Origin of the sequence: Paraburkholderia sp. GAS333, from assembly GCF_050435665.1 — a bacterium.
GTDB classification, from domain to species: Bacteria; Pseudomonadota; Gammaproteobacteria; order Burkholderiales; family Burkholderiaceae; genus Paraburkholderia; species Paraburkholderia fungorum_A.
The window spans coordinates 447,730-465,142 of the sequence record NZ_JBNDKS010000005.1; the positions used below are offsets into that span (position 1 = coordinate 447,730).

Here is a 17,413-nt window from a genome sequence, read left to right on the forward strand (position 1 = left end):
GGGTGCCGCCGCGTCGCGACGCACCCATTCACTCCATTGCCCGAGGCGCGGTCCTCGGGCTTCTGCCCTACCGGATCAACCGTCCGGCTCGCACACGACGAGCCGGCGTTAGCACACGCACATCTGGAGCATCTGATGCAGCCTGAAAAGGAATCTGTTAGCCCGAATCTGGACGGCGACGCGATCGACGTATCCGACTGGCAATCCCGCATCATTCTCGGCCGCCAGGTCGGCGCGAACACGTTCAATCGCCCGTTGCCCGACTGGCTGCCCGCATCGTACGAGCGCCTGCGCGCCGACGTGATGGACCCGGGCTATCCATGTTTCTTCGGCACCCAGGCCGAGAAGCGCGGCGAGATGTTCTATTCGTGGATCGACGGCAAGGACATCTCTTCGCTGCCGGACACGATGGCCAGCTTCGCGGAACTCGCGCAGTTGCCGCAATACGAGAAGAACAACATCGCGATTTTCTTCGAGCCGGACGAGGAGCCGTTGGCGCACGCCGCGTATCACGATGCGTTCTGGCAAACGCTGCAGTATCTGCACGACCGCGATCCCGATCCGAAGGTGGGACAGCAACTCGATCCCTCGCACCCGGACTGGGAGTTTTCTTTCGCGGGACTGGAAACGTTCGTGGTGTGCGCGTGCCCGTCGTTCGGTACGCGTCACAGCCGCAACCTCGGGCCCGGCATGGTGCTGCTGTTCCAGCCGCGCGCCGTGTTCGTCGACAAGGTGACGAACCGCGCGATCAGCACGCAGGCGCGCTCCGAAGTGCGGCGCCGGCTGAACATCTGGGATGAAGTGCCGCCGCACGCGGACCTCGGTTATTTCGGCGACGCGGAAAACCGCGAGTGGAAGCAGTACTTCCTGCCCGACGACGAGACGCCGAATTTCGGCGCGTGTCCGTTCCTGCGGCGCAATCCTGGCGCGATGAAGGAAGCGGTGGAAGCAGCGCAAGCCGCATCAGTTCCCAGAACACCGGTCACGTTGCTCGATGCGCTTGCCGTTCATCTCGCGCATCAACCCGACCAGATCGCGATTCGCTTCCTCGCCGATGGCGAACGCGACGAACGCACGCTCACCTATCGCGAACTCGACGCACGCGCGCGGCAACTCGCCGCCACGCTGCTCACGCAGGCATCGCCCGGCGATCGCGCGATGCTGTTGCTGCCGTCGGGCCTCGACTACGCGGTCGCGTTCCTCGGCTGTCTGCATGCGGGCATCGCCGCCGTGCCGGTGTATCCGCCGGAGCCGACCCAGCCGCAACAATTCGAGCGCCTGCTGGCGATTCTCGGCGACGCGCAGCCACGTTTGCTGCTGACCGATCTCGCCCACGCCGGCGCCGTGAATGCGCTCGCCACCGAGCACAGCGAGGGCGTCTACGAAACGGCCGTGCCGATCACGTTACCGGTCGACGCAACGACGACCGACGACGCGCCGGCCATCGCCCTGAATGCGCCCGTTTCAATCGACGGCTCGACCATCGCGTTCCTGCAATACACGTCCGGCTCGACCAGCACCGCGAAGGGCGTGATGGTCAGTCACGCGAACCTCGTCGCGAACGAACGCGCGATCAGTTCCGCGATGGCCTTCACGTCCGCCGACACGATGGTGAGCTGGCTGCCGCTGTTCCACGACATGGGTCTGATCGGCGGCCTGCTGGCGCCGTTGTTCGGTGGGTTCCCGCTCGTGCTGCTGTCGCCGCAGCACTTTCTCGAAGCGCCCGCTCGCTGGCTGAAAGCGATTGCCAACTATCGCGGCACCGTCAGCGGCGGCCCGAATTTCGCTTACCAGCTGTGCGCGGATCGAGTGCGCAGCGCGCAACTCGAAGGCATCAAGCTCGATAGCTGGCGCGTCGCGTTCTGCGGCGCGGAGCCGATTCGCGCGGAAACGCTGATGCAGTTCGCGGCGCAGTTCGGCATGCACGACTTCGACGCGAACGCGCTGTTCCCCTGCTACGGTCTCGCGGAAGCGACGCTGCTGGTCAGCGGCGCGGAGCCCGGCCACGGCATGAAGGTGCGCCATGTCGCGCCGCAAGCGCTCAGCGAGGGCGCGCTGAAGGCATCCGGTGACGGTGTGGCGCTGGTCAGTTGCGGCCGCGTGCCGGACGCGCACAGCGTGCTGATCGTAGACCCTGCTACGCAGGCTCAACTGGCCGATGAACAGATCGGTGAGATCTGGGTCAACGGGCCGAGCGTTGCCAACGGCTACTGGCGCAACGAGGAAGCCAGCGCCGAGACCTTCGTCACACGCGATACAGACAACGCAGGCGCGCAACACTGGCTGCGCACTGGCGATCTGGGTTGCGTCGTCGATGGCGAATTATTCGTCACCGGGCGCGTGAAGGACCTGATCATCGTTCGCGGACAAAACTACTATCCGCAGGATATCGAGGCGACGCTGACGCAGAAGGTCGACAAGGTTCGCAAAGGCCGGATCATCGCGTTCGCCGCGAATGAGCAAGGCGTCGAAGGAATCGGGATTGCCGCGGAGGTGTCGCGCGCGGTGGCGAAAACCGATCCGGCCGAGCTGTTCGCACAGATCAACCGCGCGGTCGCGCAAGCGCATGGCGAACCGGTCAGCGTGATTGTGCTGCTCGCTCCCGGCGATCTGCCGCGTACGTCGAGCGGCAAATTGCGCCGCAGCGCGTGCGCAACCGCATGGCGCGACGGTGCGCTGCCGACTGTCGCGGTTTATCGGCGGGCCTCGGATACCAGCGGCAACGCATTGGCAAGAGCGCCGTATCGCGCGCCGCGATCGGCGGTCGAACAGGCGCTGGTCGAACAATGGGAGGCCGTTTTCGACCACGCACCGTTAGGCATCGACGACGACTTTTTCGACCTGGGCGGCGACTCGCTAAAAGCCGCGCGACTGGCGGCGAGAGTCGGCGAAACGTTCAGCGTGACCATGCCGCCGCGCATCGTATTCGAAGCGCGCACCGTAGCATTGCAAGCTGAATGGGTGACCACCATGCAGCACGCCGGAAGGGCTGTGATTGCGCCGCTCGTTGCCGAGCCTGCTGCAACTTCATCCACACTCGCATCGGCGCAACGAGACGGCACGCCTCACCCGCTCTCGCCCGCCCAGGAAGCGTTGTATTTCGAGTGGAAGCTCGACCCCGCCAGCACCGCGTATCACGTGTCGGGGGCGTTGCGGGCCCGCGGCCCGCTCGATGTCGCGCGGCTTCACCAGGCACTCGCCGAAGTCTGCGCAAGCCATGACGCGCTGCGCGTGCGTTTCGACGAACGCGACGGCGTGCCCTATCAGCAGGCCATTGACGCACCGCGCTTCGACTGGCACGTCACCGACGTTTCATCGTTCGATGCCGCGAGCCGTGAAGCGCATCTGCAGGACCAACTGATCGCGATTGCGCACGCGCCGTTCGATCTCCACCACGGCGCGTTGCTACGCGCAACACTGGTGCGCGTAGCAGCGGACGAACACGTTTTGCAACTGACGATGCATCACATCGTCGCGGATGCCTGGTCGTTCGCGCTCATCATCGAATCGCTGTTCCAGCGCTATGAAAACCGCGTCGTATCCGGCGATGCACAACCCTGCGCTTATTTCACGTCCGTCGAACACGAACGCCGCGCGCTGAGCGCCGCACGGATCGACGAACAACTCGCATACTGGCGCGCGCAGCTCGGCAGCCAGCACACTGACATCATGCTGTCGGGCGCAAGGCGCGATGCGCCGCGCGACAGCGCTGGCGCACGCGTCACGCGACGCCTGCCCGCCGACCTCGTCGCGCGCATCGGCACGCTGGCGCGCAGCCACGGCCTCACGCTGCCGATGACGCTGATGGCCGCGTTCGCCGCCCTCCTTTACCGCTACGGCGGACAAACCGATATCCGCATCGGCGTGCCGTTGAACAACCGGCGCGATGCGTTGGCGGAACGTGCGATCGGCTACTTCGTCAACACGGTCGTGGTGCGGGTCGCGCTCACGGGTGCGTTGCCGTTCGCGTCGCTGTTGCGCAATACGCGCGACGCGCTGCTCGACGCGCAGGCCCATCAGGACGTGCCGTTTCATCGCGTGGTTGCGGCGTTGCAGCCGCAGCGCGACAACGGGCGCACGCCCCTATTTCAGGTTGCATTCAACTTCGATCAGGTGGACTGGAAGCAGGTACTGCGCTCCAGCACGCTGCAACTGCAGCGCGTCGAACATGGCGCCGAAGCGACGCCGTTCGATCTTGCGCTGAATCTCTCTCGCGATGACGACGGCGTTCAACTCGCGTTCGAGTACCCGGTCGAGTTATTCGATGGCGACACCGTCGAACAACTCGCCGACGCGTATCTCGCCATCGTTGCGCAGGCCGCTGAAGGCGCGGCGTCGAATGTGCGGGATTTTGTGTTGCAGCGTTCGGCCAGCGCGGCAGCCGTGTTGCAGATGCAGCCAAAGCGCGCGACGCAACAGGCCGCGCAAACTTCTCTCACCGCACAGTTCACGCGCACGGCGACCGCTCATCCCGACCGCATCGCACTCGAATGCGACGCGCAACAACTGAGCTACGGCGAGCTTGATCGCTGGTCCGACCGCATCGCACAGCGTTTATTGGACGCGGGTGTACGCGGCGACGAATGCATCGGACTATGCGTCGAACGCTCGCCGGGCATGATCGCCGCGCTGCTCGGCATCTGGAAGGCGGGTGCCGCATTCGTGCCGCTCGATCCGGTCTATCCGGCCGAACGTCTGCGCTACATGCTCGACGATGCGTGCGTGCGTGTCGTGGTCAGCGACACGGTCAACCTCGATTCGCTCGCCGACGTGTTCGACGCGCGCACGACGCTCGACATCCATCAAGCAACGGCCACCATCACACAAAGCCCGCAAAGCACGCAACGCCACGTCACAACGCCGCATCCCGACCAACTCGCGTACACGATCTACACGTCCGGCTCGACCGGTCTTCCGAAGGGTGTGGCGGTCAGCCACCGCGCGCTCGCGTTGCATCTCGCCGACTTCATCGACAACTACGCGATCACCGAACACGATTGCCAGTTGCAGTCGTCCACGATCAATTTCGACGTGGCGTTGCACGAAATGCTGCCCGCGTTGCTGATGGGCGGCCGCGTCGTCATGCGCGGCCCGCAGGCGTGGGACCTCGCGACACTCAGCCAGCGGCTGATCGATTCGCGCGTCACCTTCGCGCGGATGCCGACCGCCTACTGGCAGCAATGGCTGCAATCGCCGCCCGCGCGCACAAGCCTCGCCGCGCTGCGCCAGATCACGGTCGGCGGCGAGGCGCTGCCCGGCGACGCGCTCGCCCGCTGGAACAGCGGCCCGTTGCGCGCGATCCACGTCGACAATCTGTATGGCCCGACCGAAACCACGGTCGCCTGCCTGCATCGCCGGACCAGCGCCGACGATGCGCAACAGCCCATCGTGCAGATCGGCACGCCGTTCCCTTCGCGGACCGCGCAAGTGGTGGACGTCGACGGCAACGCGGTGCCGGTCGGCGGCATCGGCGAACTGTGCATTGGCGGAGATACGCTGGCGCGCGGCTATGTCGGACAGGCGGCGCTGACCGCCGAGCGATTCGTCCCCGACCCGGACGGCTCGCCCGGCGCGCGCTGCTATCGCAGTGGCGATCTGTGCCGCCGCCGCGCTGACGGCGGCTTCGACTTTCTGGGGCGGATAGACCGGCAGATCAAACTGCGCGGCTTCCGGATCGAACCGGGCGAGATCGAAGCGATGCTGCGGCAATGCGACGGCGTGCGCGACGCCGCCGTCGAAGCGCGCAACAAGGACGGGCATCTGCGTCTGGTCGGCTATGTGGCCGGTGCGGCGTCGCTCGATCTGCGGGCGCTGCGCGACACGCTCGAAGCGCGTCTGCCCTCCCATATGGTGCCCGCCGTGCTGATGCAACTCGACACGTTGCCGCTGATGCTGAACGGCAAGATCGACCGCGCCGCATTGCCGGAGCCGGTGGAATCGGCGGAAAACGCTGAAGCGTCTGTGCGCGAACCGCGTAATCGTCACGAAGCGGACCTGCTCGACATCTGGCGCGCGGTTTTGGGGACGCAGGCAATCGGCGTCGACGATAACTTTTTTGCTGTGGGCGGCGATTCGATTCTGAGTCTGCAAGTGGTGTCGCGAGCCGCACAGCGCGGCATGCATTTCACGCTGAAGCAGTTTTACGCGCAGCCGGTGATTTCGCGGCTTGCGCAGTTACCGTTCACGATTGCGGCTGGCGACGCCGATCAGGCAATGCCATCCGAACGGCACGAACCCTTGCCGCTCACGCCGATTCAGACGTGGTTCTTCGAGCGTTTTCCCGAGGGCGAATCGCATTGGAACCAGACCGTCGCGTTGCGTGTGCAAGGCGAATTCGATCCCGCTTTGCTCAGGCAGGCGCTGCATGCGGTCGTTGCCGCGCACGACGCGTTGCGTCTGAAGTTCGTCCGCTCGCCTGGCGGCTGGTGGCAACAGGTGCAGCCGCGTGAGTCGATGCCCTCCGCGACCACGTTTCTCGAGGTCGTCGACTTCGACGGAACAGCCGATTCGCCGCTGTGGCCCGAGCGTCTGGTGGCGATCGGCACGTCGTTGCAGCAGAGCCTTGATATCGAAACGGGCAAGCTGCTGAACGCGACTTATGTCCGCTTGCAAAACGAAGGGCGGTTGCTGCTGACCATCCATCACCTCGCGGTCGATGGCATGTCGTGGCGCGTTCTGCTCGAATCGTTCCAGCTTGCGTATGAGCAACTTGCGCAACAGCAGGCGGTTGAGTTGCCCGGCGGCTTGCCGTGGAGCGCATGGGTGCAACATCAGCAGGACGCGGCGGATGAGGCATCGCTCGAAGCAGAATTCGATGCGTGGCACGCGTTGCTCGCCGGATCGTACTCGCACGAAAACGCCGCGCACGCCGACCTTGAAGCCGCCCAGATCGTGCAAGGTTCGAGCACGGCAAAAGCATCGGCGCGCGATGAAAAGCCGACCGTCGGCACCAGCCAGACTCAGACGTTGAAGCTCTCAGCCGACCTGACCGGCAAGCTGCTGCGCGACGCGCCCGCCGCCGCACGCGCCACCACCGAAACACTGTTGCTTGCCGCGCTCACTTCATCGCTGAACCGATGGAGCGGAGCTCGCGGCGCATTGCTGTCGCTCGAAGGCCACGGGCGCGACGCGGAACGCGACCTCAACGGCACCGCCAATGGCGCACAGGCCGCGCTAGACACGAGCCGGACAGTCGGCTGGTTCACTACCCGCTATCCGGCATGGTTCGATCTGCGCGGCGGCGATCCACTGGTCGCGGCCACCCGCACGTTGCGCGCCATCCCGTTGCGCGGCGCTCACTGGCATCGCGTGCGCGAGCGGTTCGCGAACTCGCTGCCGGCCCCGCAAATCAGCTTCAACTATCTCGGCCGATTCGATCAGAGCCTGCCGCAAACCGGTTCGCTCGCCGGACGTCTTTCGTTCGCGCTCGACGACAATCTGGGCGCGGCCGTCGCCGCTCACACGCCGCTCGATTACGCGCTCGACATCAACGCGTGGATTTCCAACGGCCGGTTGACGGCCACGTTGCGCTACGACCCGGCGCACATCTCGTCCGGTGTCGCGGAGTCGCTTGCAAGCGATTTTGAAACGCAACTCGCCGCGCTCATCGACCGATGTATTTCAGGCGATATGCCGCTCGGCGCCAGCGATTTTCCGCTCGCGCAACTCGACCAGCCTGCGCTCGATGCGCTGAACCTGGAGCGCGCCAATGTTCAGGATCTGTACCCAGCAACGCCGTTGCAAAAAGGCCTGCTGTTCCATGCATTGATGGACGGCGGGCACGGCCTTTACGTCAACCAGCTTCGGCTCACGCTGGAGGGTCCGCTAGACCATGCTGCGCTGGCCGCGGCATGGCGCAACGCCGTCGCGCGTCACGACATCCTGCGCACGTCGTTCGTCGTGCCGCCAGCAGCCGATCCGTTGCAACTCGTGCAACGGCGCGTCGAGTTGCCGTTCGTCGAATACGACTGGTCCGCGCTCGAGCCCGCCGATTACGAGCGTGACCTGCAGGCCTGGTGCGATGCCGACCGTCGCCAGGGCTTCGACCCCGCGCGCGCACCGCTGTTGCGCATTGCGCTGTTCACGCGGGCCGACGGGCAGCACGATCTGGTCCGCACCATCCATCACGCGTTGCTCGACGGCTGGAGCAGCGCGCAACTGCTCGGTGAAATCGCCGACGACTATGTCGCGCGCGTCGCCGGAGAAACGCCGCCGCAACCGGAGGCGATCCCATATCGCCGCTATGTCGAGTGGCTGTCGGCGCAAACGCCGCCGCGCGACTGGTGGCTCGCCCAACTGGAGCGCCACCCGGAACCGGCGACCCTGTTGCAACACGAGGCGCGCGCCGCGCAGGAACATGGCGCCGCGCTGACCCACACCCAGCATCTCGGCGAACCGCTCGTGAACCGGCTGCGCGACGCCGCGCAACGGCATCGCGTGACGGTGAATACGCTCGTGCAGGCGGCGTGGGCGCTCGTATTGGCGCGACGCGGCAATCGCCGTCACGTCGCGTTCGGCACGACCGTCGCGGGTCGCCCTGCGCAACTCGACGGCGCGCAACGGATGGTCGGCCTCTTCATCAACAGCCTGCCCGCGTGGATCGAAGTGCCGGCCGCGCAACGCGTGTCGGCGTGGCTGTCGTCGGTACACGCCGCGCAGGGCGAGCGCCATCAGGCCGAACACACGTCGCTGGCCGATCTGCAACAGTGGAGCGGCAAGAGCGGCGACGCGCTGTTCGACAGCCTGCTCGTGTTCGAAAACTATCCCGTCGATGCCGCGTTGCGCGGCCGCTTCGGCCGCGTCGGCGTGAGCCATGTCGAGTCGGTCGAGCGCACGCACTATCCGCTGACCCTGCTGGTGTCGAACGACGCGCAAGGCCGTGTCGTCTGGCTCGCGGACGGCGCGCGCGTCGCGCAGCCGCTGCTGCTGCAACTCGCCGCCGCCTGGCGCGACGTGCTCGCCGCGTTGTGCGCCACCGATGCCGACGATCAGGCGGTCGGCAACCTGATGCCCCATCGCGACGCTGCAGCTGCCGAGGCGTCGCACGAAGTCTTGCGGCGCGTCGCCGGTCATCGCTTCGTGCCGATCGGCGCGCGCCTCGCTGCGCAGGCCGCGCGCAAACCGGCGGCGCATGCGCTCGGCTGCGAAGGCAAGACGCTCAGCTACGCCGCGCTCGATGCATGGTCGAACCGGATCGGACGCCGCCTCAAGGCGCTCGGCGCGCGCGCGGAACAACGCATCGGTCTGTGCGTCGAGCGTTCCGTCGAGATGGTCGCGGGGCTGTACGGCATCGCCAAAACCGGCGCGGCGTATGTGCCGCTCGACCCGCATCATCCGCCGCAACGGCTGCAACGCATTCTCGACGACGCCGGTGTCGATCTGATCGTCACCGACGACGCCAGCGCCGCCCGGCTTGCAGCCTGCTTCGCGGGCCGTACGCTGGTGCGCGTGAACGATGTGCACGGCGAAGCGGCGCACGGCTGGAGTCAGCCGATCGATCCGCAACAGGCCGCTTACGTGATCTACACGTCCGGCTCGACCGGCGAGCCGAAGGGCGTGTGCGTCACGCACGCGAGCCTCGACCGCCTGCTCGCGAGCGTCGCCGCGCGCATCGATTTCAGCGATACGGACGTGTGGCTCAGCGTGACGACGTTGTCGTTCGACATCGCCGGGCTGGAGTTGCACCTGCCGCTCACGCGCGGCGCACGAGTCGAACTGGCGTCGCGCGAAACGGTACTCGACGGCGCGCGTCTGCTGCGTCTGATCGGACAAAGCGGCGCCACCGTCATGCAGGCGACGCCCGCCGGTTGGCGCATGCTGCTCGACAGCGAAACGCGCGCGGGCGTCGCGTTGAGCGGTCCGTTGCAGGCGTTGTGCGGCGGCGAAGCATTGCCGGCCGATCTGGCCTCGGCGCTGCTCGAACGCGGTGTGACGCTGTCCAATATGTACGGCCCGACCGAAACGACGATCTGGTCGAGCATGGCCTCCGTCGCCGCCAATCAACCCGTCACGCTCGGCGTTGCGTTGCATGACACCACGTTGCGCGTACTCGATCAGGACGGCCTGCCGACAGCGGCGGGAGCGGTTGGCGAGTTGTGCATCGGCGGGGACAATCTGGCGCGCGGCTATCACGGACGCGCGTCGCTGACCGCGGCGAGCTTCGTGCCCGATCCGTTCGGCGCACCGGGTTCGCGGCTGTACCGCACGGGCGACCTGAGCCGCAAACGAGCCGACGGTGGCCTCGACTATCTCGGCCGTCTCGATCAGCAACTGAAGCTGCGCGGCCACCGGATCGAACCGGCGGAAATTGAAACGGCGTTGCGTGCATTGGACGGCGTGCGCGATGCGGCCGTGGTTCTGCGACACGACGATGGCGCGGCGAGACTCGTCGCCTATCTGGTCAGCGACACTGCACTGGACGATGGTCACGCGCCATGGCGCAGCGCATTGGCCGAGCGCTTGCCGGCCGCGCTGATTCCGTCCGCGTGGGTGGTGCTGGATGCGTTGCCGCTGACGTCGAGCGGCAAGATCGATCGACGCAACCTGCCCGCGCCCGCCGTGGATACCGCTGCGACTGCGATCGTCGCGCCGCGTAATGAACTCGAAGCGCAATTGCTCGCTATCTGGCGCACGCTGCTGCCCTCGGCAACGCTCGGCGTGACGACCGATTTCTTTGCGGCGGGTGGCGATTCGATCGTCAGTCTCAGGATGGTGGGTGCGGCGCTCGAAGCGGGTTTCGACCTCACGCCGAGACAGGTTTTTCAGAACCCGACCGTCGAGCAATTGGCGCGGGTGGCGCAACTCGCGGCACCGGAAGCGAAATCGCGCGCAACAGCAGCCACCGGCATCGCAATCGACGTCACATTGGCCGACTCGCTGCAACTGAGCGCCGCCGAACGCGCCGGATTGCAAGACCTGTGCGTCGCGACGCCGCTTCAGCAAGGGCTGCTGTCGCTGGCTCAGCGCTCGACTCGCGATCCGTACTATCTGCAACGCGTGTTCGAATTGAAGGGACCATTCTCGCCGGATGCGTTCGCTGCGGCATGGCGAGCGGTGGTCGCGCGACATCCGGCGCTGCGCACCGATTTCCGTTGGGACGGACTCGACACGCCGTTGCAACTGGTGCGCCAGCACGTCGAGATAGAAATACGGTCGCTCGACTGGAGTCATCTGACTGACGGCGAGGCTCGCGACGCGCTCGCGTCGCAATGGCGCGACGCGCAGTCGCAAGGTTTCGATTTCGCGGATGCCGCGCGTGCGCAGTTGCTGCTGATCGAACGCAATGCTGGATGCCGCTGGTTCGTGTGGCGCTTTCATCATGCGCAACTCGATGGCTGGAGTATCGGGCTGGTGTTACGCGACGTGTTGCAGGCGTATGACCGGGCTTTATCTGGGACCACGGCGGAGATCGACGTTACGGCGCCCCCCGCACCGGCATTTGCCCACTACGTACGTTGGCTCGAACAGAAAAGCGGTGCCGCAAACAACGACGACACGGCGCAGAAATGGCGCGACTTACTCACCGACTGGTCGCGTACACCGTTGCCGCTGGCGGCTGCTGAACATGCAACTTCGGCCTTGCCAGAACACGCACAAAACAGCGAACAGATTGAACACACGGTACGTCTGCCCCGCGCGCTGACCGCGCAAGCCGACCGCTTCGCCCGCGCTTGCGGCGTCACGTTGAACACGCTGCTTCAGGGCGCGTGGGCGTGGCTGCTGTCGCGTCACGCGAACCGGCGTGACGTATCGTTCGGCGTCACCGTATCGGGACGCGGCGACGGCTGGCCGAATGCCGGCGAGACCGTGGGCCTGTTCATCAACACGCTGCCGCTGACGGTCCAGTTGCCGCCTTCGGCAAGCGTTCGAACATGGCTCAATGCGCTGCAAACGCGCAATCTCGCGTTGCAGGAACTCGCGCAGACGCCGCTTGCGCAATTGCAACGCAAGATCACGGGTGCCGCGAACGAGCCGCTATTCGACAGCATTTTCGTGTTCGAAAACTATCCGCTCGATGCCGCGTTGCGTGCACCATTGGTGCAGGGTCTCGCGATCGAGCGACTTGCGACCGGTATCGAAGGACACTCGCATGACGGCCGCAATCACTTCCCGTTGAGCCTGATCGCGGTGCCGGGCGACGAGTTGATCCTGACGCTCGCCGCGCAATCGGCTCGCTTCGACAGCACCACCGTGCAGCGTCTGCTCGCGCAATTGCAGCAGACGCTCGGCGAGTTCATTGTCGATCCAGAACGCGCGCTGGGTGTGCTTCATGTGCGCGGCGAAGCGCATCCTGTCACGTCATTCGACAACGACGGGTTCGCGCCGTCCGCATGGAACGGCGGCATGCTAGCTCGCATTGCGCAACACGCATGCAGCCAGCCAACGGCAATTGCGTTGCACGACGAAAGCGGCACACTCGATTGGGCGACGCTGTGGCAGCGATCCGGCTCGTTGGCCGCTCGCCTGGCCGCGTCGGGCGTGCGGATCGAAACCGTGGTGGCTGTCGTGCTGCCGCGTCGCGCGGACCTGATCGTGGCAATGCTCGCGATCTGGCGCGCGGGCGGTGTCTATTTGCCGCTCGATCCGTTGGCACCCGCCGAACGCCTGCACTGGCAGATTCGCGATGCCCAGGCACGGTGTGTAATCGCAGATAAAGAAGCCGATCACGCATGGCGTCCCGACGATATTGCACTGGTCGAGCCGTCGGACATGTGGGAAACCGCGTCTGCATCCGCCGGACACGACGTGTCGGCCACCGCGCACGCCGACCTCGCCGCGTACCTGATCTACACGTCCGGTTCGACCGGCACGCCCAAAGGCGTGCTCGTCTCGCATCGCTCGCTCGCCGCTTACACCGAGGCGTTGCTCGCGCGTTTGCCCGGCGGCATCCGCAGCGCCGTCTATCTGTCGACACCGGCCGCCGATCTCGGTCACTCGACGCTGATGGCCGCGCTGTATTCGGGCTGGACCCTGCAGCTAATCGACGAACAACGCGCGTTCGACGCCGACCGCTACGCCGACTGGTGCCGCGCGAATCCCGCCGATCTGCTGAAAATCGCGCCGAGCCACCTCGAAGGTTTGCTCAACGCCGCAGACCCCGCTTCGGTGATTCCACGCAAGGCGTTGCTGCTCGGCGGCGAAACAAGCGCTGTTGCGCTGCTCGAACGCGTCGGCCAGTTGCATGCCGGTTGCGCAATCATCGGCCACTACGGACCGACCGAATCGACGGTCGGCGTGATGACCTCGGAGCGCGATGCCTCAGGACGTCTGCCGCTCGGCCATGCGCTCGATCACACGCGCGTTTATCTGCTCGACCCGGACGGTCATCCGGCGCTGGATGGCGCGCGCGGAGAGCTTCACGTCGGCGGCGTCGCGCTGGCGCGCGGCTATCGGGGGCAAGCGATGCTCACCGCCGATCGCTTCGCGCCCGATCCGTTTGTCGCGGGCGCGCGCGTTTATCGCACCGGCGACCAGGCGCGGCGACGCGACGACGGTCAACTCGAATTCCTCGGACGCGTCGACGATCAACTGAAAATCCGCGGCTATCGCGTCGAGCCCGCCGAAGTGGCAACGCAATTGCGCGCGCTGCCCGGCGTGCGGGATGCGGTGGTGATTGGCCGTGCGGACAAGCATCAGCGGATGCGTCTGCTCGGTTATGTCGTGGGGCAAGATCTCGATGCAACGCAATTGCGCGATGCGCTCGCCGCACGCCTGCCTGCTGCGCTCGTGCCCGCATCGATTGAAATACTCGATGTATTGCCGCTGACGCGCAATGGCAAGATCGACCGCGCCGCGCTGCCCGAGCCTCGGGAATTTGCGTGCGCCGATAGCGGCGTCGCGCCAGAAACCCCGCTGCAACATGCGCTGCTGGCCGTATGGCGCGACGTGTTGCGTCAACCGGCGCTCGGTATCGACGACAACTTCTTCGCGGCCGGCGGCGATTCGATCAACGCGTTCCAGGTCGTCGCACAGGCACGTCGCGCGGGGCTGGTGTTTTCGTCGCGCGATCTGTTTGCGCGGCCTAGTGTGCGGGCGCTTTGCGCCGTCGTGCAGACCGGCGCTGCAAATCAAAGCGATGGCAACGAATCCGCGACTGCCGCCGTGCAGCCGCTCGATGCGCAGGCGCTCGCCGCGCTCGGTTTCGATCCGCAGCGTGTTCAGGATGCGTATCCGGCGACGCCGATGCAGCAGGGGCTGCTGTTTCACAGCATCGCGCAGCAGAGCGGCGATGGCGGCATGTACATCACGCAGCGCAGACTGACGTTGACCGGCACACTCGATATCGAACGTCTGCGCGCGGTGTGGCAATACGCTGTCGAACGGCACGACATTTTGCGTACGCGTTTCGAATGGCGCGACGATGCAGCGTGGCAGGTCGTCGAACGACACGTCGAGTTGCCTTTCGGCGTGCACGAATCACGCGATGAAACGCTCGCCGCGTACGAAACGCGGTTTGTCACGTGGATGCGCGACGACCTCGCGCGCGGCTTCGATCCGGCTCGCGCGCCGCTGACGCGACTCGATCTGTTCGCGCGGCCCGATGGCGCGCACGACCTGGTCTGGACGACCCATCACGCGCTGCTCGATGGATGGAGCGCCGCGCGCCTGCTGGCGGAAACGGGCGACGCTTATCGGGCTGTCGATTCGGCCCGCACGGCGCAGCACTCCGCCACGCCGTATCGCGCCTACATCGAATGGCTCGCGGCACAAACCGATGCACGCGAGTGGTGGTGCGCAGCGGCGGCGGCTTGTGACGATCCGGCGTTGCTGACCACCTCGGTTGCCGCGCCGCGCGTGGCTGTCGATGGCGCTTATCGCACGGAATTCGCGCTGGACGCCGCGCTCGACGCGCGTCTGCATGCGGCTGCCGGCAGCTTCGGCGTCACGCTCAATACGCTGATGCAGAGCGCGTGGGCGTTGCTGCTCGCGCGGCTCGGCAATCGCGAACAGGTGGCGTTCGGCACGACCGTGTCCGGCCGTCCCGAATCGCTCGATGGTGCGGACGAGATGCTCGGGCTGTTCATCAACAGCTTGCCGGTCTGGGCGACGCTGCCGGGTGCCGAAGATGTGGGCGGCTGGCTGCGGCGGATGCAGGCGCAGTCGGCGGAGATGCGTCGTCATGAACACACGCCGCTTGCGCACTTGCAACGCTGGGTGGGACGCAGCGGCGACGCGCTGTTCGACAGCCTGTTCGTGTTCGAGAACTACCCGCTCGATGCCGCGCTGGATGCACTTTCTGTCTCCAGTGAGCCTGACGGGAGCGCCGGCTTGCGGGTCAGCGCGGTGCAGTCGGTGGGCCGCACGCACTATCCACTGACGTTGATGGTGGTGCCGCAACCGACGCTCACGCTCGAATGGGAATGGGACGGGTTGCGGCTCGATCGCCCGGAGGTCGAGCTGCTGTCGCGCGGGTATGTCGAGTTGCTTGAGCAGTTGGTGCAATGCGCTGACGGTGAGTCGCGTGAGTTGCGTGAGTTGCGGAGTTTGACGTTGAGTGCGCCGAAGCGTGAAGCGGTGCCGCTTGACGGGCATGCGTTTGTGCCGGTGGTGCAGCGGGTTATGCGAACGGCTGCTTTGCGGGCGAATGCGGATGCGGATGCGATTGCGGTTCGTGGCGAGGATGTATCACTGACTTATCGCGAACTGATGGCGTGGGCGTCGGCTATTGCTGAGCGTCTCGCGCACGATGGCGTTGAACCCGATAGCTGCGTCGCCGTGTGCGTCGCGCGCGGACCTTCGCTCCTCACGGCGATGCTCGGCGTGTGGATGGCCGGTGCCGCTTATCTGCCCGTCGATCCCGCTTATCCGGCTGACCGTATCGCCGCCATGCTCGACGATGCCGAAGTGCTGCATGTGCTTGCCGATACACACTCTTCAGAACATGCGTTTGCGGGGCGCAATGTGGTCGACGTTCGCGCGTTGCACGCCGAACTGGCGGCAGGGACGCATGAGCGCAACGGTCGGACGGAATTCCACGCGCCTCCCGCGCTTGCCACCATTCACCCGGACCAGCTTGCCTATGTCATCTACACATCAGGCTCGACGGGCAAGCCCAAAGGCGTCGGCGTTACGCATGGCGCACTCGACCGCCTCGTTGCCAGCATCGAGCTAAGCCCCGGCCTGCGCGACAACGACCTCTGGCTCAGCGAATCCGCGCCTGTGTTCGATATCTCGCTGCTCGAATTCTGTCTGCCGCTCGTGCGCGGCGTGCCACTTGAAATGGTCTCCTCGCAGACCGCGCGCGACGGCTTCGCACTGGCCGCGCGGCTCGAATCCAGCCAGGCCACCGTGTTCCAGGCCACGCCCAGCGGATGGCGCATGCTGCTCGAAGCGGGCTGGCGCGATGACCTGTCGGCGGCGCATCGTCCGTTGCTGGGGTTGAGTGGGGGGGAGCCGTTGCATCCCGACCTCGCCGCCGCGCTGATCGCGCGGGGCGTGTCGTTGTGGAACCTGTATGGCCCGACCGAAACCACGATCTATTCGGCGGGTGCGCAGGTGTTTGCCGATCAGCCGATTACGCACGGCGATCCGCTTCCTGAAACCGTGTTGCGCGTGATCGATCAGCACGGCCTTGCCGTGCCCGATGGCGGGCTCGGTGAACTGTGTATCGGCGGCAGCAATCTGGCGCGCGGGTATCTGCGTCGGCCGGGCTTGACGGCTGAGCGCTTCGTGCCCGATCCCGATGGCGCGCCGGGGGCGCGCCTGTACCGCACGGGCGACCTTTGCCGACTGAACAACGAAGGCCGTCCGCAACCTCTCGGCCGACTCGACCAGCAGATCAAACTGCGCGGCTTCCGCATCGAGCCGGGCGAAATCGAAGCCGCCCTATGCGCGTGCGAAGGCGTGAAGAACGCCGCCGTCGCCATCAAGGGCGAAGGTTCACGTCAGCGTCTGATCGGCTACGTGACCGGTACAGCACAGGGCGCTACGCTGCGCGCGCAACTGTCGCGCACGCTGCCCGCTCACATGCTGCCGTCGACCATCGTCACGCTCGATGCATTACCGCTGACACCCAGCGGCAAGCTCGACCGCCGCGCGCTTCCCGAACCGGCATGGGAAAACGACGACAACTCGCAGGCAGTCGCCCCGCGCTCGCCACGCGAAGCCGCGTTGCTGGACATCTGGCAAACCGTCCTCGGCCACCCTGTCCACAGCGTCGACGTCAACTTCTTCGAAGCGGGCGGCGATTCGATCAGCGGCGTGCGCGTGGCCGCGCGCATCAACCAGATGGTCCCGCGCAACGTGCCGCTCGCCGCGCTGTTCCAGCATCCGACGATCCGCACGCTCGCCGATTACCTCGACGCCGAAACCGCACGCGTCGACGCGATGCAGGCCGACGCCGCCACCCTAAGCCAGTTGCTGGCGGACCTTGAATAAAGCCATGGCCAACCGACCCGATTCCGACCCTGACGTT

Annotated in this window: 1 protein-coding gene; it reads left to right on the forward strand. The window is 66.0% G+C overall.

What is annotated here, in order from left to right; genetic code table 11:
* The first annotated feature begins 135 nt into the window (after positions 1-135).
* Entirely contained in the window at positions 136-17,376 is a 17,241-nt protein-coding gene (locus tag ABH945_RS26930) for a non-ribosomal peptide synthase/polyketide synthase (RefSeq protein WP_429252551.1), read from the forward strand.
* Positions 17,377-17,413 lie beyond the last annotated feature (37 nt).

What these genes read in the sequence shown, in the direction of transcription:
- ABH945_RS26930 (WP_429252551.1), top strand. Translation starts at nt 136, where the DNA reads ATGCAGCCTGAAAAGGAATCTGTTAGCCCGAATCTGGACGGCGACGCG.